Annotated in this window: 22 protein-coding genes; 15 read left to right on the forward strand and 7 right to left on the reverse strand. The window is 70.9% G+C overall.

Annotation, left to right across the window (positions count from 1 at the left end; all coding sequences use genetic code 11):
* Window positions 1-45 precede the first annotated feature (45 nt).
* Window positions 46-1,401, forward strand: coding sequence for an APC family permease (locus N912_RS0131700; protein WP_028925557.1), 1,356 nt, complete (start codon window positions 46-48; stop codon window positions 1,399-1,401).
* A 101-nt stretch (window positions 1,402-1,502) separates the two neighbouring features.
* Here N912_RS0131700 and N912_RS0131705 read toward each other — a convergent pair whose 3' ends face one another.
* The gene (locus N912_RS0131705) at window positions 1,503-1,946 is read right to left on the reverse strand and encodes a MarR family winged helix-turn-helix transcriptional regulator (protein ID WP_028925558.1); all 444 of its coding nucleotides are present in this window, start codon (window positions 1,944-1,946) and stop codon (window positions 1,503-1,505) included.
* 204 nt (window positions 1,947-2,150) lie between these two features.
* Here N912_RS0131705 and N912_RS0131710 point away from each other — a divergent pair, with 204 nt between their 5' ends.
* From N912_RS0131710 to N912_RS65970, 3 genes are all read left to right on the forward strand, one after another.
* Window positions 2,151-2,708, forward strand: coding sequence for a hypothetical protein (locus tag N912_RS0131710; RefSeq protein WP_028925559.1), 558 nt, complete (start codon window positions 2,151-2,153; stop codon window positions 2,706-2,708).
* Window positions 2,701-3,588 (forward strand): hypothetical protein, encoded by an 888-nt coding sequence (locus N912_RS60900; protein ID WP_051581080.1) that lies wholly within the window; start codon window positions 2,701-2,703, stop codon window positions 3,586-3,588. The genes N912_RS0131710 and N912_RS60900 overlap by 8 nt, the downstream gene beginning before the upstream one ends.
* A gap of 296 nt (window positions 3,589-3,884) precedes the next feature.
* On the forward strand, window positions 3,885-4,850 hold the full coding sequence (locus N912_RS65970; protein ID WP_245645542.1) for a C40 family peptidase: 966 nt from the start codon (window positions 3,885-3,887) through the stop codon (window positions 4,848-4,850).
* On the opposite strand, the gene N912_RS0131725 is transcribed toward N912_RS65970, so the two are convergent.
* The 4 genes from N912_RS0131725 to leuA all read right to left on the reverse strand — a co-directional run bounded on the left by N912_RS0131725 (window position 4,847) and on the right by leuA (window position 10,445).
* Window positions 4,847-6,685, reverse strand: a complete 1,839-nt coding sequence (locus N912_RS0131725; RefSeq protein WP_028925560.1) for a M48 family metallopeptidase — start codon at window positions 6,683-6,685, stop codon at window positions 4,847-4,849. The genes N912_RS65970 and N912_RS0131725 overlap by 4 nt on opposite strands.
* A gap of 4 nt (window positions 6,686-6,689) precedes the next feature.
* The gene (locus N912_RS0131730) at window positions 6,690-7,277 is read right to left on the reverse strand and encodes a LemA family protein (protein WP_037067557.1); all 588 of its coding nucleotides are present in this window, start codon (window positions 7,275-7,277) and stop codon (window positions 6,690-6,692) included.
* Between the two features lie 72 nt (window positions 7,278-7,349).
* Entirely contained in the window at window positions 7,350-8,516 is a 1,167-nt protein-coding gene (locus N912_RS0131735) for an alpha/beta hydrolase family protein (protein WP_028925562.1), read from the reverse strand.
* A 132-nt stretch (window positions 8,517-8,648) separates the two neighbouring features.
* Window positions 8,649-10,445 carry a 2-isopropylmalate synthase gene (leuA, locus tag N912_RS0131740; protein WP_051581082.1) on the reverse strand — a complete coding sequence of 599 codons (1,797 nt, stop codon included), beginning with the start codon at window positions 10,443-10,445 and terminating at the stop codon, window positions 8,649-8,651.
* Window positions 10,446-10,799: 354 nt separating this feature from the next.
* Here leuA and N912_RS0131745 point away from each other — a divergent pair, with 354 nt between their 5' ends.
* From N912_RS0131745 to N912_RS0131795, 11 genes are all read left to right on the forward strand, one after another.
* Entirely contained in the window at window positions 10,800-11,054 is a 255-nt protein-coding gene (locus N912_RS0131745) for a hypothetical protein (RefSeq protein WP_245645543.1), read from the forward strand.
* Between the two features lie 4 nt (window positions 11,055-11,058).
* Window positions 11,059-11,499, forward strand: coding sequence for a hypothetical protein (locus tag N912_RS60910; protein WP_051581083.1), 441 nt, complete (start codon window positions 11,059-11,061; stop codon window positions 11,497-11,499).
* A 32-nt stretch (window positions 11,500-11,531) separates the two neighbouring features.
* Window positions 11,532-13,613: a tetratricopeptide repeat protein gene (locus tag N912_RS55955; RefSeq protein ID WP_051581084.1), complete on the forward strand. Its 2,082-nt coding sequence runs from the start codon at window positions 11,532-11,534 to the stop codon at window positions 13,611-13,613.
* Window positions 13,614-13,791: 178 nt separating this feature from the next.
* Window positions 13,792-14,628 (forward strand): helix-turn-helix domain-containing protein, encoded by an 837-nt coding sequence (locus tag N912_RS55960; protein ID WP_037067559.1) that lies wholly within the window; start codon window positions 13,792-13,794, stop codon window positions 14,626-14,628.
* Between the two features lie 27 nt (window positions 14,629-14,655).
* A complete protein-coding gene (locus tag N912_RS0131765; RefSeq protein ID WP_028925565.1) occupies window positions 14,656-14,853 on the forward strand; it encodes a DUF397 domain-containing protein in 198 nt (65 codons plus the stop codon).
* Window positions 14,854-14,898: 45 nt separating this feature from the next.
* The gene (locus N912_RS0131770) at window positions 14,899-15,423 is read left to right on the forward strand and encodes a PE domain-containing protein (RefSeq protein WP_028925566.1); all 525 of its coding nucleotides are present in this window, start codon (window positions 14,899-14,901) and stop codon (window positions 15,421-15,423) included.
* Window positions 15,420-15,992 carry a DUF3558 family protein gene (locus tag N912_RS62545; protein ID WP_084211378.1) on the forward strand — a complete coding sequence of 191 codons (573 nt, stop codon included), beginning with the start codon at window positions 15,420-15,422 and terminating at the stop codon, window positions 15,990-15,992. The genes N912_RS0131770 and N912_RS62545 overlap by 4 nt, the downstream gene beginning before the upstream one ends.
* A gap of 3 nt (window positions 15,993-15,995) precedes the next feature.
* Window positions 15,996-16,910: a hypothetical protein gene (locus N912_RS63940; protein ID WP_156994171.1), complete on the forward strand. Its 915-nt coding sequence runs from the start codon at window positions 15,996-15,998 to the stop codon at window positions 16,908-16,910.
* Window positions 16,911-16,999: 89 nt separating this feature from the next.
* Window positions 17,000-17,182, forward strand: a complete 183-nt coding sequence (locus N912_RS63945) for a hypothetical protein (protein ID WP_156994172.1) — start codon at window positions 17,000-17,002, stop codon at window positions 17,180-17,182.
* The gene (locus N912_RS60920) at window positions 17,172-17,948 is read left to right on the forward strand and encodes an ESX secretion-associated protein EspG (protein ID WP_028925569.1); all 777 of its coding nucleotides are present in this window, start codon (window positions 17,172-17,174) and stop codon (window positions 17,946-17,948) included. The genes N912_RS63945 and N912_RS60920 overlap by 11 nt, the downstream gene beginning before the upstream one ends.
* A gap of 70 nt (window positions 17,949-18,018) precedes the next feature.
* On the forward strand, window positions 18,019-19,569 hold the full coding sequence (locus N912_RS0131795) for a sulfatase family protein (RefSeq protein WP_245645545.1): 1,551 nt from the start codon (window positions 18,019-18,021) through the stop codon (window positions 19,567-19,569).
* Here the strand turns inward: N912_RS0131795 and N912_RS0131800 are convergent.
* Window positions 19,566-20,396 (reverse strand): alpha/beta fold hydrolase, encoded by an 831-nt coding sequence (locus tag N912_RS0131800; RefSeq protein ID WP_028925571.1) that lies wholly within the window; start codon window positions 20,394-20,396, stop codon window positions 19,566-19,568. The genes N912_RS0131795 and N912_RS0131800 overlap by 4 nt on opposite strands.
* On the reverse strand, window positions 20,393-21,082 hold the full coding sequence (locus N912_RS0131805; RefSeq protein WP_028925572.1) for a DUF899 domain-containing protein: 690 nt from the start codon (window positions 21,080-21,082) through the stop codon (window positions 20,393-20,395). Before N912_RS0131805 ends, N912_RS0131800 begins: the two co-directional genes overlap by 4 nt.

Raw genomic sequence — 21,082 nt, forward strand, 5'->3', positions numbered from 1 at the left:
CGCCCGCATCTCGCACGATGTGCACGGGTGAACCGAGGGGGACGGATGGCCACATCACCGGGAACCGGAACCGGAACCGAACGGCTTGGCCGCACCATGGGCCTGCGCGAGCTGGTGGCCTACGGCATGATCTTCGTCGGCCCCGGCGCCGTCGTCGTCGTGTTCGGCACGCTGGACGCGCTGAGCGGCGGCACGGTACCGCTGGTCTACATCGTGGCTACGGTGGCGATCGCGTTCACCGCCATGGCGTACGTATGGATGTCGAAGGCGGTGCCGCACGCCGGGTCGGTGTTCGCCTACGCGGGAGCGGGCATCGGGCCGCGCACCGGCTTCATCGCCGGCTGGATGCTCATGCTCGACTACCTGCTGATACCCGCGCTCGCGCACCTGTTCGTGGGCATCGCGCTGCACTCCATCTTCCAGCCGGTGCCCGCATGGGTGTTCACCGTCCTGTCGGTGACGATCACGACCGCGCTCAACCTGGCCGGCGTCCGGATCGCCGCGAAGGTGACGATCGTGGTGCTCTGCATCGAGCTGGTCGTGATGGCCGCCGTGATCGTCAGCCTGATCACCGTGCTGGCCACCCACGGCGCCAGCCGCCCCGCGCTGTCCCCGCTGGTCGGGTACGGCGGGTTCGCGGTCGGCGGGGTGATCACGGCGGCCTCGGTGGCGGTGCTGTCGTTCCTGGGGTTCGACGGGATCGCGTCGTTCGCCGAGGACAACGCCGGCGACCCCAAGCTGGTCGGCAGGGCCACGCTGGTCTGCCTGCTGGTCTGCGGCGCGCTGCTGGTGGCGCTGGCGTACCTGGGGGCGCTGGTCACGCCGGTCACGCCGGCCGAGTACGCCGCCAACTCCGAGTCGCAGGGCACCGCGTACTACGACCTGGTCCGTACCGAGGTGTCCTGGCTGCTGTCCACGGCGCTGGCCACGGCGAAGGGCACCGGCGCGGCGTTCGCGGCGATGGTGGCGCAGGCCGCGGCCAGCCGGTTGCTGTTCGGCATGGCGCGCGACGGCCGGCTGCCGCGCGGGCTGGCCGCCGTCTCCGAGCGCAGCGGCAGCCCCGGCCGGGCCACGCTGGTGATCGCCGGGTTCACCGTGGTGGTGGGCGCGGGCGCGGCGGCCATGCCGGACGGGCTGAACCTGCTCTCCTCGGTGGTCAACGTCGGCGCGCTGTCGGCGTTCACGCTGCTGCACGCGTCGGTCATCGGCTACTTCGTGGTACGCAAGCGTGCCGCGGCGTCGGCGTGGCACCTGATCGTGCCGCTCCTAGGCGCAGCCGTAATCCTCGCCGTCCTAGCCGGCGCCCACCACACCGCCCAACTAGTAGCCCTGACCTGGCTCCTAGCCGGCCTCCTCGTCCTGGCCGCCCAGTCACGCCGCCCAGCTCGCGCGGGCCGCTGACGTGCTCGCACACCCACTTCGTACGCCGCACACGCGCTGGAGCAGGTGTGCGGGGCACGAACCGGGTGTGCGGGCCAAAGCCGCGCGCGTGACAGGAGCGGTCAGCGCTCCAGTTGCTCGTACACGGAGTCGGCGAAGCGGCGGTACAGGCGGGCGAACACCGCCCGCTCCTGCGCCGTCCAGCCGTCGAACACGTCGTCGAGCAGCGCCCGCCGTGCGGCGTTGATGGCCGCGACCGTCCGCTCGCCGGCTTCAGTCACCACCGCGTGGCTGCTCCGCTGGTCGTGCGGTGCGGGCCGGCGGCTGATCAGGCCCTGCCGCTCCAGCTTCGCCAGCTCGCGGCTGACCGTCGAATGGGTCAGCCCGACGCGCTCGGCCAGCTCGGTCACGCCGATCGGCCCGAGCATCTCCACCAGGACGAGCAGCGGCAGCAGCGCACCGTCCAGCTCCACCCCCGCCCGGCGCAGCAGCATCGCGAAGAACTTCGGCCGGCTGACCCGGGCGACGTTGTCCAGCCAGACCGCGTAAAAGTCGTCGTCGGCCACCCGGTCATTGTGCTACGGACGGTGAGGGCAAGGACGCGGACGGTTGCGGGTCGTGACGGCAGGAACCCCCGGCGACTAAGCCGTATCGGTGACCTGATACTCATTTCCCACGGACTGGCCGGTGCACGTGGTTACGCTCCGGACACAGTCCGTATTCGTTGCCGGTATTGACCCGGCGGCGCCTACGCGTCCCGGAGGAGCCACGTGGACGATTCTTCTCCCCTCCTCACCGAGCTGCGCGATCGGCAGCGGCGCCTGGCGGCCGCGCTGGACCGGATCGATCGTTCACAGCGGCAGGACAACGCGTTCGCCGAGGTCAACGGCCTGATGCGGGTGGCCGTGGAGGGCCGCGACGCGATCCGGCTGCACCAGTACCACGTGGTGCACGACAGGTACGCGCCGCGCATCCGCTGGCTCGGCATCGGCCTCACTTCCGCGGCCGTGGTGGCCCTGGCCGGGGTGGTGGTCGGGTGGATCGACCCCTGGCTGACGCTGATGGTGCTGCCGTTGCTGGTCCTCGGCGGGTGGCTGGCGGTGCGGGCGGCGGGTGACCGGAACCGTCCGGACAGCGGCGGCACCCCGCCCGAGCGGTTCACCGCCGGGGTGGTCGGGCTGGCGGCGCTGGCGCTGGTGGTGGCCGCCGCGCTGGTCTCCGGCTGGTTCCTGCTCGGGGCGATCCCGGCAGCGCTCGCGGCCATCGCGCTGTCCACGCTGACCGGCCCGGTACCGGACCTGACCAGCGGCGAGGTCACCGATGCGTAAGCCGCTCGCGACGCAGCTCAAGGAGGTCACCGGCCGGCTGGACGCCCTGGAGGGCCAGCACCCGGAGGCGCTGGCCGAGGAGGTGCGCCGGCTGCGGGTGGCGCTGGACGAGGTCGCCTCGGAGACCGACGACGTGGGGTACGCGGTGGACGGCCTCGCGGACCGGATCCGGCTGCTGGAGCGGCGGTTCCGCACCGGCGGGACGATCGCGGTGGCGGACTTCGACCACTGGCCGGCGGGCTGCGCCGAGCGGGCCGAGGAGGTCCGCACCGGCCAGGACGCCCGCGCCGGCCTCCTGGACGAGCGGCGCCGCGACGAGTGGCTGGCCGTGATCGGGCGGCCGGACGAGCTGCGCGCGACCATGAGCGAGCAGCGGGCCGCCGCGCTGGCCGCCGCCCGGTCGGTAACCGAGCTGGACCCCGCCGACGCCGACGCCTGGAAGGGGGCCGTCGAGGCGTGGAACGCGGCGGTGTCCGCCCGCAAGCGGGCCGGGGCGGAGCTCCCCGAAGCGCTCGCCGCCGCCGGCCAGGCCCGCACCGAGCTGGACGCGGCGACCGAACGCAACGACGGCGCGCTGCCGAAGGTCCAGCACGGCGAGCGGGCGCGCGCCGACCTGGTGGCCACCATCCGCGCGCGGCTGGACGCGGCGGTCCGCGACGACCTGCTGTTCCCGGCCTGGTTCGAGACCGCGCTGGGCCCCGGCGCGCCGTCCACGAACACGGAGTCCTGGCTGGAGACCGCCGTCGACGTGGTCACCTACCGCCTGGTGGCCGGCGTCGACGACCAGATACTCGCGCTCGGCCGGCGGCCGGCCGGCGAGGGCTGGCAACGCCAGGAGTACGACCGGCTGGCCAACGCCTGCCGGGGCGGACGGGTCTGAGAACCACTCACCGAGAGTTGTCCTGCATTCGTCGCATCACTCGTTAGAGGGACGACTGGCAAACGGATGAGTCGGGCATCCGCCGTTATCAGGCGACCGGTCGGCGCAGAGAGCAACCATCGCCCGTCTCGAAATGGTTACGGTCATACCCGGCTGGTCGGCGTCTCGCCGGCTGGTGCGCCTGGCCGGTCCGATCCCCCGCCCGCCGGCTTTCCCCCTGGCGCCCGTTCAGCACGAGGGGCGGGCGCGTGCCGGTCTCCCCAGCGGCCGGTGTGCGGGCGCGGAGGTTACAACAGATGGGCGCACATAGCGCAGGTCGTGGTGGGCGTTCGACCGGGCGACCGGTCAGCGAGCTGCTCGAGCGGGCGTCCCGGGCGCGTTCCGGCCGCCCGAGCCGGCCGACTCGGCCATCTCGGCCGTCCTCGGCACCCACGATCCCGTCGCCCCGGACCCCGTCGGACCGCCCGTTCTCGGCGTTCTCCCTGGTCGCGGCCACCGCCGTGGGCGCGGGAGCGGCCGCGAGCATGACCGGCGCGTTCGCCGCGATCCCGGCCGCCAACACCGCGGCCCCGGCCAAGCCGAGCGACACCCAGCCGATGGTCAGCCCGCCGGTGCAGCCGGTCGCGCTGACCGCCTCCCCGTCCGCACCCGCCGCCCGGCCCGCGTCCGCCCCCGTGCCAGCCGCCCAACCCGCCGCCGTGCCCGCCGCGCCCGCCGCGCAACCGGCGGAGGCCACCGCCGTCGTCCCCGCCGTCGAGAAGGCGGCGTCCAAGGGCGGCACCGTGATCGCCGCCGACCTGCACCAGACCGACGCCACCCAGATCGCCGCCCTGTCCCGGTCCGTGGACATGGCCGCCGCCCAGGCAGCGGCCGCCGCGGAGGCCGCGCGCAAGGAGGCGTTCATCCTGCGCGGCAGCCCGACCGCCCAGTCCGCGCTGGAGAAGGCCAGGACGAAGCTCGGCGTGCCGTACGTCTGGGGCGCCACCGGCCCGTCCGCGTTCGACTGCTCGGGCCTGGTCCAGTGGGCGTTCAAGCAGGTGGGCATCAACACGCCGAGGGTCGCGGCCGCCCAGTCCACCTTCGGCACCCCGGTGGACCGCAAGGACCTCAAGCCCGGCGACCTGGTCTTCTTCTACAGCCCGGTCAGCCACGTCGGCATCTACATCGGCGACAACAAGATCCTGCACGCCTCCGAGCCTGGCCAGCCGGTCAAGATCTCCAACATGTCCAGCTTCCCGTTCCACAACGCCCGCCGCGTCTAGACGGACACGGCCGCCATCGGCGGCAGCGGGCAGTGCAGCACCGCGCACACCGTCCGCAGCAGCTCGGCCTCCCGCACGGTGACCGCCCCGTCGTGCGCGATCACCAGCACCACGCTCTGGACCAGCACCGCCTTGTCCCGCACGTCCAGCCCGTCCAGGACCGCCCACACCGAGTCCAGCACGCCGATGTCCGGAACGGGCGGACGGTACGGGATCCAATGCCCCGGGTGCGCCCGCTCCAACCCGGCGCGGTACGCCGCCTCGGCCGCCGCCCGGTCCCGACCGCCGACCCCCGCCAACGCCGCCAACAGCGCCGCGACCTTGTGACGCGCGCTCCCCAGGCGCTGTGGCCGGGCGCCCCACGGCGGCCGGTGATACAGCAGCTCATGCAGCTCCGTGTGCAACAGCGTGGACAGGCAGTACTCGAACACGTCCACCGTCCCGTCGGCGTGGATCAACGCGGACACGGTGCCGAGCACCCGCTCCAGCTCCGCCCGCTCCACCCGGCGCAGCGCGGAGAACGCCACCTGCGCCAGCGGCAACCGAAGCGCCGGATCCAGCCGGGCCACCGCATCGGCCTCACCGCCGGCCGCCGACGCAAGGGGCGCGCCATGCCGGTCCGCGATCACCGCGCGCTGCCCGTCCGAGGACACCAGCAGCCCGAACAACAACGGCACCACCGTGTCCACCCGCCGCGCCCGCTCCAACAACGGCTCGGGGATCTCCGCGAGGATCTCCTCCGCCCGCCGGTACGCCTCGACGCCCGGATCGCCCACCGCAGAGACCACCGCCTCCGGCCGGATCCCCAGCACCCGGTCCTCGTCCATCCCGGACGGAACCCGCCGCGCCCAACGCGTGCGCAGCTCCTCCAGCTCGGCCGGGTCGAACGACGGCTCCAGGACCTTGATCCGCTCCGCCAGCGGCGGGTGCGTCGCGAACCAGGAGACCCCCCGGCTCCCGTCCCCGAACAGCATGTGGCTGACGTCCTCGGCCTTGCCGTGCCGCAGCTTCGACCCCTCCTCCAGCCCGCCGATCTTCTTCAACGCCCCCGCGATCCCCGCCGTCTGCCTGGTGAACTGCACCGCCGAGGCGTCCGCCAGGTACTCCCGCTGCCTGGCCACCGCCGCCTTGATCAGCCGCCCGAAGAACACCCCGACGTAGCCGGCCATCAGCACCGCCAGCGCCACCAGCGCGATCGGGTTGTTCCCCTTCCGATCGCCCCGCCCGCCGTACATCAGGACCCGCCCGACCACCGCCAACGCCAGGATCCCGAACACGATCCCGATCAGCCGGGTGTTCAGCCGCATGTCCCCGTTCACCACGTGGCTGAACTCGTGCGCGACGACCCCCTGCAGCTCGTCCCTGTTCAACCGATCCAACGCGCCCTGCGTCACAGCCACCGCCGCATCCGACGCCGACCACCCGGCGGCGAACGCGTTGATCCCCCGCTCGTAGCGCAGCACGTACAGCTCCGGCACCGGCGTCCCGGACGCGATGGCGATCTCCTCCACCACGTTGCGCAGCCGCCGCAGCTTCGGGTCGGTGGTGTCCTCCGGCACGTACACCCCGCCGAGGTTCCTGGCGATCTTGCCGCCGCCGGCCCTGCGCAGCATCCACGTCCGCACGCACGAGGTCACCCCGATCACCAGCCCGGTGGCCACGCTGACCATCCCGAGCAGCACCACGACGGTCCCCGGCCGCTGACCCCCGAGCGAGAGCCCGTAGTAGACCGCCGCGTCCACCACCGCGATGATCGCCAACACGGCCAGCAGGAACAGCCACACCAGCCGGCGGGAGGCCGCCCGCACCCGCCGCTGCCGCTCGAAGAAGTCCATCGGGCTAGAAGGAGAACCGGGGCGCGTCGCGCTGCTCGGGCGACTCCACTTCCCACTGCGCCGCCCGCGCGAACCCGAACATGCCGGCGAAGACGTTGGACGGGAACACCTCGCGCTTGTTGTTGTAGCCCATCACCGAGTCGTTGTAGCCCTGCCTGGCGAAGGCGACCCGGTTCTCCGTCGACGTCAGCTCCTCGGAGAGCTGCATCATGTTCTGGTTCGCCTTCAGCTCCGGATACGACTCGGTCAACGCGAACAGCCGCCCCAGCGTCTGCGTCAGCGCCCCCTCCGCCCCGGACAGCTCGCGCATCGCCCCCGGCTCGCCGGGGTTCTCGGTGGCCCGGCCCTGCGCGGTGACCGCCGCGTTGCGCGCCTGGATCACCGCCTCCAGCGTCTCCCGCTCGTGCTTGAGGTACCCCTTCGCGGTCTCCACCAGGTTCGGCACCAGGTCGTGGCGCCGGGTGAGCTGCACGTCGATCTGCGCGAACGCGTTCTGGTACGCGTTGCGCGACCTGACCAGCCCGTTGTAGATCCCGACCACCACGACAACCAGCACCAGCACCACAACCAGCGCGATGATCAAACCCGTCACAGCTTCCCCCAAGGTCGAAGGCGTCGTGACGAACGACCGCGCACAAGCGCCAGGGGTTGGGTCCGAGAAAGCTCATGCGGCGGCGTCGAACACCGCCAGGACCCTGGGCGCGCTGAGGCCCGCGGAGTCGAGGTGCCCGGCGGCGCCGATGTCGGTGACCTCGGCGCGGGCCTGCAGGCCGGTCAGTTGCCGCGCGCACTCGGTCGAGTTCGACGGCGGGACGGCCCGGTCGGCGTTGGTCACGAACAGGTGCACCGGAACCCGCGGACGCCAGTGACACGTCGAGTCCGCCTGGGCGAGCGCGTCCCGCAACCCGCCGGTGGGCCGCCGCAGCCGCTCGATGTACGCGGGGGTCAGGACGTCGGAGACCGCCGGCGACAGCCTGCCGAACACCTCCTTGTCGGGGTGGTTGCCGTCGAACAGCTCGGCGGTCGCCGGGTCGCGGAAGGCCTCGGCGGGCGCGTCGTAGAGGTGGTGCAGGCGGTTCCAGGCCACCGTGAAGTACGACAGGTACGCCGTCGCGTACTCGATTCGCCCGTCGAGCGCCGTGGCCAACGTGGCGCTGAGCTGGTACGGCCCGCTGACCGGGGCCAGCGCGGCAAGCTCGATGTCCGGATCCCAGCGCGCCTGGATGTCGCGGGCCAGCGCCATCGCCGCCGGCCCACCCTGGGAGAACCCGCTGACCATCACCTTGTTCCCGACCCGGATCCCGTCGCGGCGGGCCACCGCCCGAGCGGCACGCAGCGCGTCCAGCGACGCCGAGGCCTCGGAGTCGACGTCGAGATAGGGATGCTGGCCAGGACCGGTGCCCATCCCCAGATAGTCCGGCGCGGAAGTGAGATACCCGGCCGAAGCGAACAGCGCCGCCAGCGCGCGCGTGGAGTCCGTCGCGCTGACCGACGCGACGTTCCCGCGAAAGATCGTGGTGCCGTGCGTCCACGACACCGTCCCGACCGGGTCGCGGGCGCCGACCGGGTACGCGACCAACGCGCTCGCGGTCGTCGCCTCGCCGCGCGGACCGACCGTCCGGTACTCGATGCGTTCCGCGACCACGCCGTACCTCGCGCGCGACGGATCCAGCCGGGCCGCCCGCAGATAACCGGCCACCTTGTCCGCGCCGATCTCGTCGACCCTGGTCACGGACACGACCTCACCGCGCTCCGGCCCCGCGCACGCCACGGACAGCGCGCACAGAACAACCACCGCACCCGCGGCGACAACCCGACCGAAGATCACCACCCGGCCAGCATCGCCGACAACCACCGGGTCGTCACTGGAGCTGGCCGGCCCACCAACCGTAGGGCTGCCCCCATGGCGCGAACCCGTGAGTGGTTAGCGTTGCTATGACAACGCTAACCACTCACGGGTACGTCAGCGCATGGCGCGGTTCACGGCGGACACTACGGCGCGAAGTGACGCCGTGACGATGGAGCTGTCCACGCCCACACCCCACAGCGTGTGCTCGCCGATCGCGCACTCCACGTACGCGGCGGCCCTGGCGTCGTCGCCGGCGGACATGGCGTGCTCGTGGTAGTCCAGGACACGCACGTCGAACCCCACCCCGGCCAGCGCGTCCACGAACGCGGCGATCGGCCCGTTCCCAGACCCGGTGATCTCGTGCTCGGTGTCCTCGACCCGAACCACCGCGACGATCTCGTCCCGGCCCTCGCCGTCGTTGGTCAGCCGGTGCCGGGCCAGCAGCAGCGGCGTGGCCGGCATGAAGTACTCGGTCTCGAAGATCTCGCCCATGACCGTCGGGCTGACCTCGCCGCCCTCGGAGTCGGTGCGCTGCTGCACCACCCGGGAGAACTCGATCTGCAGCCGGCGCGGCAGGTCCAGCCCGTGCTCGGCCTTCATCACGTACGCCACGCCGCCCTTGCCGGACTGCGAGTTGACCCTGATCACGGCCTCGTAGTTGCGCCCGATGTCCTTCGGGTCGATCGGCAGGTACGGCACCTCCCAGCGGAAGTCGTCCACGTCGACCCCGGCCTCGGCGGCGTCCACCTTCATGGCGTCGAAGCCCTTGTTGATCGCGTCCTGGTGCGAGCCGGAGAACGCCGTGTACACCAGGTCGCCGCCCCACGGGTGCCGCTCGTGCACCGGCAGCTGGTTGCAGTACTCCACGGTGCGGCGGATCTCGTCGATGTCCGAGAAGTCGATCTGCGGGTCGATGCCCTGGCTGAACAGGTTCATGCCCAGCGTGACCAGGTCGACGTTCCCGGTCCGCTCGCCATTGCCGAACAGGCAGCCCTCGATCCGGTCCGCGCCGGCCTGGTAGCCCAGCTCGGCGGCGGCCACGGCGGTGCCCCGGTCGTTGTGCGGGTGCAGCGACAGGATGATCCCGTCGCGGCGGTCCAGGTGCCGGTGCATCCACTCGATGGAGTCGGCGTAGACGTTCGGGGTGGCCATCTCCACGGTGGCCGGCAGGTTCACGATCATCGGGTTGTCCGGCGTCGGCTGCCAGATCGCGGACACGGCGTTGCACACGTCCACGGCGTACTGCAGCTCGGTGCCGGTGTACGACTCCGGCGAGTACTGGAACCGCCAGTCCGTGTCCGGGTACTTCTCGCTGAACCGCTCGACGTCCTCGGCGCCGTCGGTGGCGATCCGCTGCACGCCGGCGCGGTCCGCGCGGAACACCACCCGCCGCTGCAGGATCGACGTGGAGTTGTACAGGTGCATGACCGCGCGCGGCGCGCCCTCGCACGCCTCGAAGGTGCGCTCGATCAGCTCGGTGCGGGCCTGGGTCAGGACCTGGATGGTGACGTCGTCCGGGATGAGGTCCTGCTCGATGATCTCGCGGACGAAGTCGAAGTCGGTCTGGCTCGCGGCCGGGAAGCCGACCTCGATCTCCTTGTAGCCCATGCGCACCAGCAGCTCGAACATCCGCCGCTTGCGGGCCGGGGACATCGGGTCGATCAGCGCCTGGTTGCCGTCGCGCAGGTCGACCGCGCACCACAGCGGGGCCTTGGTGATCCGGGTGTCCGGCCAGGTGCGGTCGGGCAGGGAGACGGGCTCGACGAACTCGTGGAACGGCTTGTACCTGCCGTAGGGCATCTGGCTGGTGCGCTGCGGGTTCCACGGCGCTTGGCCGGACGGGATCGGGCCGGTGGGTTGGCGCAGGCGGCTGCCTACATGGCCGGCGTCGTTGGTGGGCACGGACGTCATCGTGGGTTACTCCTGGTTACCGGTGGTCACTGATACGGACTCGACCGGCACGCGCCAGGACCCGCGACGAGGGGCCGGTCGGTCAGACCCCGCCGCGGCGGCGAAGGAGCAGGCGTGCCACGGACGCCGACACTAGCCGCCGTGCCCGGTGCCGGCAAGGCACGCCCCCGGGCCGGGTGTTGGGCGCAACACGATGACGTGACCCGACCGTGCCCTCCAATGACCTTTCGGAGCGATCAACAACATGCCACGATGGCTGCCATCCGGTGGCTCGCCGGTGCTATGTCTTGAGCCGAGGAGGACCGACTCGTGGCAACTGCCGGGACACGCAGGGCATTCGGCGTGGTGGCAACGGTGCTACGCGTTATCGGCCTGGTCATCGTGGCGATCTTGGTGATCCACATCCTGCTCACCGCCTTCGACGCCAACGCGTCGAACTCGTTCGCCACCTTCATCAGGGACGGCGCGAACATGTTCTCGCTGGGCCTTACCGACCTGTTCACACAGCTCTCACCGAAGCTGACCACCGCGGTCAACTACGGCATCGCGGCGATCGCCTGGTTGGTCATCACGGGCATCGTGGTGGGCATCGTCCGCCGCATCGGCTAACGCCGTGGATCCGGTGTCGCTGGTCGTCGACACGGTGGTGTTGGGCGCGTCGGCGGGGATGAAGGACGTCGCGTCGCAGGCGGTGAAGGACGCATATACGGGGCTGAAGGCGTTGTTGGCCCGGCGCCAGGTGGACGTGTCCGGGGTGGAGGCGAAGCCTGAGTCGTCGATCCAGCGCGCGGCGTTGGAGGAGACTCTGAGTTCGGGCGTGGTGGATGACGAGGTGCTTGCCGCCGCGCGGGCGGTGGCGGATGCGGTTGCCGAGCATGCGCCGGACGCGGCGGGTGTCGTCGGGGTTGATCTGCGGCGGGTGAAGGCCAGGTTCGTGGAGATCCGGAAGGTCGAGTCCGCCGGTACCGGTGTGCGGGGCGAGGATCTCGATGTTGCGGGCGGGATCGTGATCGGCGAGGTAAGCGCGGGCGGATCGGACCCTTCGGTGCGGTAGGCCAGCCCGCTCCTACCGCGACCGATCCGGGCGTGAGCTTGTCGAACGTCACGGCTGGTGGTGACATCAGCGTCACGGCAAACATCAATATGGCCACGCGACGCGCCACGGCTGTGGTGCACACCGTACGGACCGACTCCGATGCCGATGAAGCCTTCGTCGGCCGCACTGACGAACTGACCACCGTGCTCGACCTGCTCGATGCGGCGTCGGTGGTGGCGGTGGCCGGGTTGCCCGGGGTGGGGAAATCGGCGTTGGCGCAGGCCGCGGCGCGAACGGCCGTGGCGCGCGGGTGGTTCCCGGGCCGAGTGCTGTTGACGGATTTGCATGGCTATGACCCCGACGAAGCGGTGTCACCCGCGCAGTTGTGGGCACCGCTGCTGCGCGGCCTGGGTGTGGCCGCCGAGCAGGTTCCGGCCAGCGAGTCTGAGCAGGCCACCGTCTACCACCAACTGCTCGACCACCTCTCCGACGCTGGCCGACCAGTACTGCTGGTGCTGGACAACGTTGCCGATCCCCGACAGGCGGAGATGGTGCTGCCGCGCGGCCCGGGACCACACCGTGTGCTGATCACCTCCCGGGACACCTTGGGCGAGCTGCCCAGGACGCACTGGGTCGACCTGGATGTGCTGGACCCGCCGGCGGCGGTACAACTGCTGGCGGTGGCAGTTGCCGTTCGGCTCCCACACGATGAGCGGGTGGCCGCCGACCCCGCAGCAGCGGACCGCCTGATGCGATTGTGTGGCGGGTTGCCGTTGGCAGTGCGGATCGTGGCCGCGCTGGCCGCCGACGAGCCCGACCGCCCGCTGTCCGAGCTGGCGGACGAACTGGCCGACGAGAAGCACCGGCTGGCCGCGCTCGACTACGGCCCGCGGTGGGCTGTGCGGGCAGCGTTCGACCTGTCCCACCGCCGGCTCGACCAACCCCAGGCACGGCTGTTCCGCCTGCTGGCAGCAGTACCCGGCACCGACGTCAGCCTCGCGGTCGCCGCCGCAGTCACCGACCGACCACCGCCAGCGGTGCGCGCGGGATTGCGGGCGCTGTGCCGAGCGCACCTGCTCACCCCACAACCCACACACCCGGGGAAACCGGGCCGATGGGGAATGCACGACCTGATCCGGCTCTACGCCCAAGGTCACCTCGACCGACAGGAGCGAGCCACCGGGTTCGCCCGGATCCTGGCCTATTACGGGCACACCGCCGACCTCGCCGGACAACGGTTCATCGCCCTACCCGGGCAGCAGGTGCCCTATGGATTCGATACCGCGCGCGAGGCGATGGGCTGGGTGCTGGACGAAAGAGCCGGACTGGTAGCCACCGTGGTCCAGGCCGCCGATACCCACCCCGACGACGCAATCCGCCTCGCCTCCAACCTGGCCCCGGTCCTTCACCGAACGCGGGCGCTCGAAGATCTGGTCACCATAGCCACGGCGGCTGTGCAGGCCAGCCACCTTGCCACTCACACAATCTTCGCCCCCGTAGCGTGGAACAACCTCGGGAACGCCTTGCAGGAGGTACGCCGGTTCGATGACGCCATCGCCGCCCACGAACGCGCTCGCGACCTCCACGCCGAAGTCGGTGACCGGCGGGGTGAAGCGCAGGCATGGAACAACCTGGGGCTCGCACTCCGGAAGGTGCGTCGGTTCGACGAGGCCATCATCACCCACGCACATGCTCGCGATCTCCTAGCTGAGACCGGTGACCGGCACAGCGAAGCGCAGGCGTCGAACAACCTCGGGAACGCGCTACGGCAGGCACGCCGGTTCGACGACGCCATCGCCGCCCACACACATGCTCGCGACCTCCTCACCGAAATCGGTGACCGGCACGGCGAAGGGCAAGCGTGGGGCAGCCTCGGGCAAACACTGCAGGACGTGCACCGGTTCGATGACGCCATCACCGCCCACGAACGAGCTATCGACCTCTTCGCCGAGACAGGGGACCGGCACAGCGAAGCAATGGCGCGGCAACACCTCGGGATCGCGTATGCGGTGCTTGACCATCGGGACCTGGCTCGGCATGTGTGGCTGTCAGCCATCGACCTTTACATACAGGCCGGGGATGACGAGGCCGCATCGGAGGTCCAACGGTGGTTGGAGGAGCTGGACGGGTAGGGGCGGCCGACTGCGGTGACGTTCGCGGTTCGTGAGGGCGGGTGGGTGGCTGGCTGAGGGTGGTTCGGCGGAACCGTTCGCGCAAATCAAGATTTTGCAACTTGCGGGGTTTTGGTTTGCTGTTGGGGGTTTGCTTGGGACATGATTGTGGTCTGCGTCTCACGATCTAGGAGAGCCGGTGCCGAAGCCACGGTTGTCTATTGCTCAGCGGCGGGTTGGGCTGGAGTTGCGGCGGTTGCGGACTGAGGCCGGCAAGACGCTCGAAGACGTGGGGACCGTGATGGAGTGGTCGCCCAGCAAGGTCAGCCGGGTGGAGACGGGTGAGAGTCCGATCCTGGTCAGGGACGTGCAGTTGCTCAGCTATTTGCTCGGCGCCGAGCCCGAGGTGTCCGACGCACTGGTCGACCTGGTGAAGGCGGCAAAGGTGAAGGGCTGGTGGGAGCCGTACCGCGACGTCCTCGGCGGCAACTACATCCCGTTCGAGGCGGAGGCCGACGAGGTCAACGAGTTCCAGATGGAGGTGGTGTGCGGACTGCTCCAGACCTCGGCATACGCCCGAGCGATCATGCGCGGGGCAAGGCTTGACGCTGACGATGAGGAGATCGAGCGCCGCGTGCAGATGCGACTGGATCGGCAGGAAGCACTGGCCGAGGAGGAGCCGCTGCGGCTGTGGTCGATCATGAGCGAGGGTGCACTGCGCCGCGAGATAGGCGGCGGTGACGTGCTCCGCGCGCAGCTCAAGCACCTCGCCGAACTGACCGAGCGGCCGAACATCGACGTCCAGGTGTTGCCGTTCGATGCCGGCGCGCACCCGGCTGTGACCTGTCTATTCACCATCCTGCGCTTTGACGACGCCGAGCCGCTGGTGTTTGGGAACGGGCTCACCACGAACCCGGAGATCGAAGACCCCGTCGAGAAGCAGCGCATGCTGGACGCCTTCGACTTCCTGCGCGCAGCAGCAGAGAGCCCCGAGCGATCCTTGCGTATCATCAAGGAGGCCGCCATGGGGCGCTGATCATGAGGGGCGGAGGGAGCCCGGGCCTTGCACCGGTGGTTCAAGAGCAGCCACAGCGGCGGGAACGACAGCTGCGTCGAAGTGGCAGTCCCGCCGAACCGCTCCGTGCTGGTCCGTGACACCAAAGCCGTCGCCGGGCCGATCCTCCGCTTCTCCGCCACCGAGTGGCAGGCGTTCGTGACCGCTGTCCGCCACGGCGAGTTTACGATCGCGACGAATATCTGACGTTCGCCCACGCCCCGTCGCTTAGACGTCCTATCGTCATGCCCTGTGGCGGGGATCGACGGCCTTGGCACGCGAGCGCTGGCCGGCCAGCAGGGACCGGACGCATCAGCGTGGGCAGCGAAGTACGACAACCTGGGCCTGAAAGTCACGCCCGCGAACGTCCTGTCCATCTACTCCGTGATCGCCGAAGAAGTCGCCCGCCTACAAGCCTCGATTGCCAACTTCCGGAACAACACCAGCGGCGGCACCATGCCGAAGCTCGGCGGAGATCCGGTGTCACCACATGCCGCAGGTGGCTTCACCGACGCTACCCAGCGGTTGCTAGCCAGATGCAAGGCTGAGGTCGAGAACCTGGACCGGGTCGCACAACGGCTCACCGACGCTGCGCGGGCGTACGGCAAGTCGGAGGCAGAGATCAGTGCCGCGTTCGATTTCTCGAAGTTCGTCTACCAGCCGACCCCGATCCCACGAGCCGAGCCGCAAGCCGCGCCACCACCTGCGAGGCCGGCATCCGCACAACGGATGCCGGCCGTAATACCGAGCGACACGTTCCCGAAGGGCATGCGGTGAGGACGTTCAAGCTGATGGCGCTGGTCGGGGCGCTGATGATGGCCGGTGCCGCTGGCTGTGGTAGCCCAGCGCCGCCACCGGCCACGCCACCACCGCCGGCTCGACCAGCGTTGCCGCCACGTCCGATTGAGCTGCGCCTGGACGACGTGAACCCCTGCTCGTTGCTCACTAACGACCAGAAACGCCAGTTCAACATCGCATCAGGCAGCCCGGTGGTGCAGTCCTCAGGTCCGAACCAGGGTCCGTCCTGTCTTTGGCGGGCCTTTGGTTTCCATCCGGATAACGGCTGGACCAGCGGTGCCGTACTCAACCATGGCGCCGACCAAGCGTTGGGCGCCGAACGACCGCGGTCGGTTGACGGATTCGCCGCGACCACTACAACCGCACCGGGCTCGGACCCGGACTACTTCTGCGGGGTGATGGTCGACGTTGCGCCCGGCCAGGCATTGCACGCTACCTACTCCAACGAGTCTCACGACGTGCCGGGGATGAATCGGAAGATGGCGTGTGACAACGCCATGCGGCTCGCGGGGGCGATGCTCTCGACGTTGCGGACGATGAAGCGGTAGCCGATGGAGCCCATACCGTGCTTCAACTATGACGCCTTCCCGCTGGAGCAGAAGCACCAGTGGATGCAGAGCGGGCCGGGTGGGGCGGCGGCGATCGGGTTCGGGGGCGGGCTGGCGCAGCTTGGCGCGGACTTTGCCGCGTCCGACGCGAACGTGGGCCAGAACCTCATCCAACGCAAGCTGGCCGACGACTGGCAGGGCAGCGCCAGCAGCGCGGCCGGCGACGCCGTCAACCAGGCGGCGGCCTCGCTCGCGGGCACGTCCGTCCCCGGCAGGAGGGGCGGGGACTCCTCGCAGCAGTACGGCGAGTCGTTCAACGTCACGAAGAACGCCATTCCGACCGCGCCGAGCGTCGGGGAGAACGGCTTCTGGGGCAGGGCCGCCGACGAGCTCGGCCGCGAGTTCAACGACATGTTCGGGTCGACGTTCGGCGTGCAGTCCGACTACAGCAAGCGGCTGGCCGCCCACCGCGCCGCCGACCAGGCCGCGAACGACGCGCTGCGCCGCCACGAAGACACAGCTCGCACCGCGCTCACCGCTTACCAGGGTGCGATCACCGTGCCGGCGGCGTCCGGTCGCTCCGGCGCGGACGGTGGGGCACCGCGGCGGGGACTGGCACGGGCGGCGGCACGGGTGCGATGTCACCGCCCGCGTCCGGCGGTGGAACCGGTTCAACAGGCGGGACGGACACGCCCGGCGCGCCACCGCCCGGCGGCGACTCGACGACCACGCCGCAGAACAACACCTTCTCGCCGCTGCCCCCGCCCCCGAGTGGGACGCCGGGGCTCGCGCCCGTCCCAGGCGGCGGGTACGTGCCCTCCCCGTCCGCTCCCGCGCCGCCCGCCGCCGCACCGGCCGTGCCAGCACCGTTCATCGGCGGGTACCCGGGCCCCGGCCACGCGCCCGGCTCCGGCCTGAGCCCGCTCCCCGCACGGCCAGGCGGCCTCGCCGAGGCGGGCGGGCGCTTCCCGGGAGGCACCGCGGCGGCGGGCGGCGCGGAGGCCGGCGTGGGCGGGCGCCCGGGAGGACCCGGCGGCATGCAGCCCGGCCCGCTCGGCGGCATGGGCGGCGTGCCCAACCGCGAGGAGCGCGAGCACCGCAACAACGTGTTCATCCTGGACGACGAGCCGTTCCGGGTCGTGTTCGACGACGTCATCACGCCGGTGATCGGGCCGGGCGATGTTCGCTGACGGGCTGCGCGTGGTCGAGTTCCTGGCCTGCTGGGACGCGCTCGGGCTCGGTGACACGCCGCTGGCGTTCGCGCTGCGACCCCCCGGCCGCACCCCCACCGAACGCAGCCGCCTGCACCGCGACGCCCTCGCCGAGCTCGCCGACCGGGGCCTCGCCGACGCTCGCGGCCCGACGCCCGCACTCGCCGGCGCCCTTCGCCTACTGGCCACCGCACCCAAGCTCTACGACCTGCGCCTGGCCGACCCGCGCGGCGAGCTGGTCGCGCTCGGCGCGGCGGACCGGGAGCACGGCGTGCTGGCCGTCCTCGCCGGCGCTCCCCACGGCCGGATCGCGCTCGGCCCGGTGCCGGGACCGCGGCTGCCGTCCGCGCTGGTCGAGATGGTCGGGCCGCTGACCCCGGCCAGGGCGCGCCCGGTGAACGTCCCCGCCGACCTGCTCGACCGCGCCCGACGCGAAGCCACCGACGGCGAGCTGTGGACGCTCGCGGACCGCCTGGTCGACTACGGCGTCGCGGTGATCGACACGCGCGCGCTGGTCGTCATGTGCTCCGACATCACGCGCGTCGGCCAGCTCGGCGTCACCGCCCGCGACCCGGACGGCCGCGAGCGCCGTGGCCGCTGGGTGATCGGCTTCCACCACGGCTCCGCCGGCCACTGCGTCCAACTTCGACGCCACGGCGAAGTGACCATCGCCCCCCTCACCACCCCGCGGCTGCTGGCCCACCTCACCGAGTTGATCGAGGACGCGGCACCCACACTTCGGTAACACGACCGGCCGGCTACCCTCGCCACGCCGCGTAGTTGATGTACGCGGGCGGGTGAGGAGGAACGGCGTTTTGAACAACGGTCGCAAACAGGCCGTGTACTGGCGGATCCGGCTCACTGCGGGGTTGCTGGCCGTGTCGGCGTTGATCGCCGGGTGTTCGGCCGCCGCCCCGCCGCCGAGCCCACCGGCGAACCCGGCGCCCCCTCCACCGACCGCTGCGCCGCCCGCGCCGCCCGCCGGCCCCCGGCCGAACATCGTGTTCGTGCTGACCGACGACATGTCCAGCAACCTGCTGCAACACATGCCGCGCGTGCAGGCCCTGCAGAAGGCGGGCATGTCGTTCACGAACTACACGGTGACCGACTCGCTGTGCTGCCCGTCCCGGTCCTCGATCCTCACCGGCCGCTACCCGCACAACACCGGCGTGTTCACCAATGAGGCCCCCGACGGCGGCTGGGACGTGTTCCACGCACGGGGCCAGGAGGACAGGACGTTCGCCGTCTCGCTGCAGAAGGCGGGCTACCGCACCGGGTTCATGGGCAAGTACCTCAACCGGTATCCGACCCGGGGCTTCCCGGGCAGCAACGGGCCGTACGTGCCGCCGGGATGGTCGGACTGGAACGGCTCGGACAACGGCTACAACGAGTTCAACTACGACATGAACGAGAACCGTCGAGTGGTGCACTACGGGCACCAGCCGGCGGACTACCTGACCGACGTGGTCTCCAACAAGGCCACCGCGTTCATCCGGGACGCCGCCGCTGCACGCAACCCGTTCATGCTCGAGGTCGCCACCTTCGCGCCGCACTTCCCGTACACCCCGGCGCCTCGGGACGCCGGCGCGTTCCCCGGGCTCATCGCCCCGCGCGGGCCGACCTTCGACACCCTGCCCGCGAACCCGCCGAGCTGGCTGGCCCCCCGCACGCCGCTGACCCCGCCGCAGATCGCCAAGATCGACCACGCGTACCGCAAGCGGGTGCAGTCCATGCAGGCGGTGGACCGCCTGGTCGCCGCGATCCAGGACACGCTGGCGGCGACCGGCCAGGCGAACAACACGATCTTGATCTTCAACTCGGACAACGGCTTCCACATGGGCGAGTACCGGCTCACCGCGGACAAGCTCACGGCGTTCGACACCGACGTCCTGGTGCCGCTCGTGGTGGCCGGCCCCGGCATCCCGCCCAACACCACCACCCCGGCCGTCGCGCAGAACATCGACCTGCGCCCCACGTTCGAGGAGCTGGCCGGGCTCACTCCGCCGCCCGACGTGGACGGCCGCAGCCTGGTCCCGCTCCTGCGCGGGCAGAACCCGCCGGACTGGCCGACCGGCGCGCTGGTCGAACACCACGGGCCGGTCCTCAACCCGGCGGACCCGGACCTCCCCGGCAAGTACGGCGGCAATCCCCCCAGCTACGAGGCCCTGCGCACCGCCCGCTACACCTACGTCGAGTACGCCAACGGCGAGCGCGAGTACTACGACCGCACCACCGACCCCGGCCAACTGAACAACATCGCCGCCACGCTGCCCCCGGACACCGCCGCCCGGCTGCACGACACCCTGGTCCGCATGCGCAGCTGCCACGGCCAGGCCGAGTGCGCGGCCGCCGCCCGGGCTCCTTAAAAGAGAGCCGGGGTCGCCGGCGTCACATCGTCGAGGAACGCGCTCACCATCGGCACCAGGACCGCGGACTCCCCGAAGATGCCGACATGCGACGTCGCCGGGAGGATCACCAGGCGCGCCGAGAGAGCCTCCGGCAGCGCGCCCGAGGCCGCCGCCGCCTCGTCGCCGCCACCGCGCAGCCTGAACATCGCCAGCGCGTGCTCCGGCTTCACCGCGTCCGCGTCACCGACGATGACCATCGTCTTCGCGGAGATCGAACGCATCTGCTCGTCGCTGATCTGCTGGTCGTTGTTGTTCAGGACCGTCACCTTCTCGAGGTAGGCGTCGAACGCGGCGGCGTCCGGTGTGTGCTCCTTGAACGCCCTCTCGACGGACGTGCCGGCGAACGCCGAGGCGTTGGAACCCTCGATGCCCTCCAGCACCGACGGGTACCAGCCGTCCCTGCGGTAGGTGGCGGACAGCGTGACCAGCTTGTCGACCAGCCCCGGGTGGCGCAGCGCGAGCTGCAGCGCGACCCCGCCACCCTGCGAGTAGCCCATCACGTCCGCGCGCTCGATGTTCAACGCGCGCAGCAACGCGGCGGCGTCGTCGGCGAACCGCTCGTAGGACATCGCGCGCGACGTGTCGGGGGTGCGGCCGTGCCCCTGCTGGTCGAAGACGATCACGGTGCGGTCGCGCGCGAAGGCGGACACCCACGGCGTCATCGACTCGGTGGACATGAACGCGCCGGGGATGAGCAGCAGCGGCGACGCCGTCGACCCGCCGTACACCTCGTGGTAGAGGCTCAGGCCGTTGATCGGCAGGTGGCCGCTGCTCGACGGCCTCACGACTTCGGGCCGTAGAGCCTGGCGACATCGGGAGAGTCGAGCCACTTGGAGTAGGTGGGCGACTTCGGCCAGCCCTCGGGTGAGTCCTGCCATTCCTCCTGGCGGCCCCACGGCAGGATGTCGACCAACGCGAAGGTGTAGCTGAGCTGTTCGGTGCCCCGGCCGTTGGTGTGCCAGGTGCGGTAGACCGTGTCGCCGTCGCGGAGGAACACGTTCACCGCGAAGCCGCCGCCGGGAGGCGCGTCGACGTCGGCGCCGAACGAGCTTTCCGAGGACGAGTACCAGTCCATCGTGTTGCCGACCTTGGCCTTGTAGGCCAGCGCTTCCTCGATAGGCCCGTTGGTGACGATGACGAAGCGGGCGTCGTAGTTGTCCAGTACGCCCAGCCGGGCGTACTGCGAGGTCAGGCCCGTGCAGCCGCCGCACTGCCACTCGGCGCCGTCGGACCACATGTGGTTGTAGACGATGAGCTGCGAGCGCCCGTCGAACACGTCGACCAGCCGGATCGGGCCGTCCTCGCCGATCAGCGTGTAGTCCGGCAGCTCGACCATCGGCAGCCGGCGGCGTTGGGCGGCGATGGCGTCCAGCTCACGGGTGGCGGCCTTCTCCCGTGCGCGCAGGTCGTCGAGCGCGGCCTGCCAGGTCTGCCGGTCGACGATGGTGGGTAGGGCGGTGTGTTCGGTCAC

The organism is Actinospineispora acaciae DSM 45401 (assembly GCF_000620785.1).
Classification (GTDB): domain Bacteria; phylum Actinomycetota; class Actinomycetes; order Mycobacteriales; family Pseudonocardiaceae; genus Pseudonocardia; species Pseudonocardia acaciae.

Coding starts and splice junctions, on each gene's coding strand:
- N912_RS0131725 (WP_028925560.1), bottom strand. CDS start 6,685: ATGGACTTCTTCGAGCGGCAGCGGCGGGTGCGGGCGGCCTCCCGCCGG.
- N912_RS60900 (WP_051581080.1), top strand. CDS start 2,701: ATGCGTAAGCCGCTCGCGACGCAGCTCAAGGAGGTCACCGGCCGGCTG.
- N912_RS0131700 (WP_028925557.1), top strand. CDS start 46: ATGGCCACATCACCGGGAACCGGAACCGGAACCGAACGGCTTGGCCGC.
- N912_RS60920 (WP_028925569.1), top strand. CDS start 17,172: ATGTTCGCTGACGGGCTGCGCGTGGTCGAGTTCCTGGCCTGCTGGGAC.
- N912_RS63940 (WP_156994171.1), top strand. CDS start 15,996: ATGGAGCCCATACCGTGCTTCAACTATGACGCCTTCCCGCTGGAGCAG.
- N912_RS65970 (WP_245645542.1), top strand. CDS start 3,885: ATGGGCGCACATAGCGCAGGTCGTGGTGGGCGTTCGACCGGGCGACCG.
- leuA (WP_051581082.1), bottom strand. CDS start 10,445: ATGACGTCCGTGCCCACCAACGACGCCGGCCATGTAGGCAGCCGCCTG.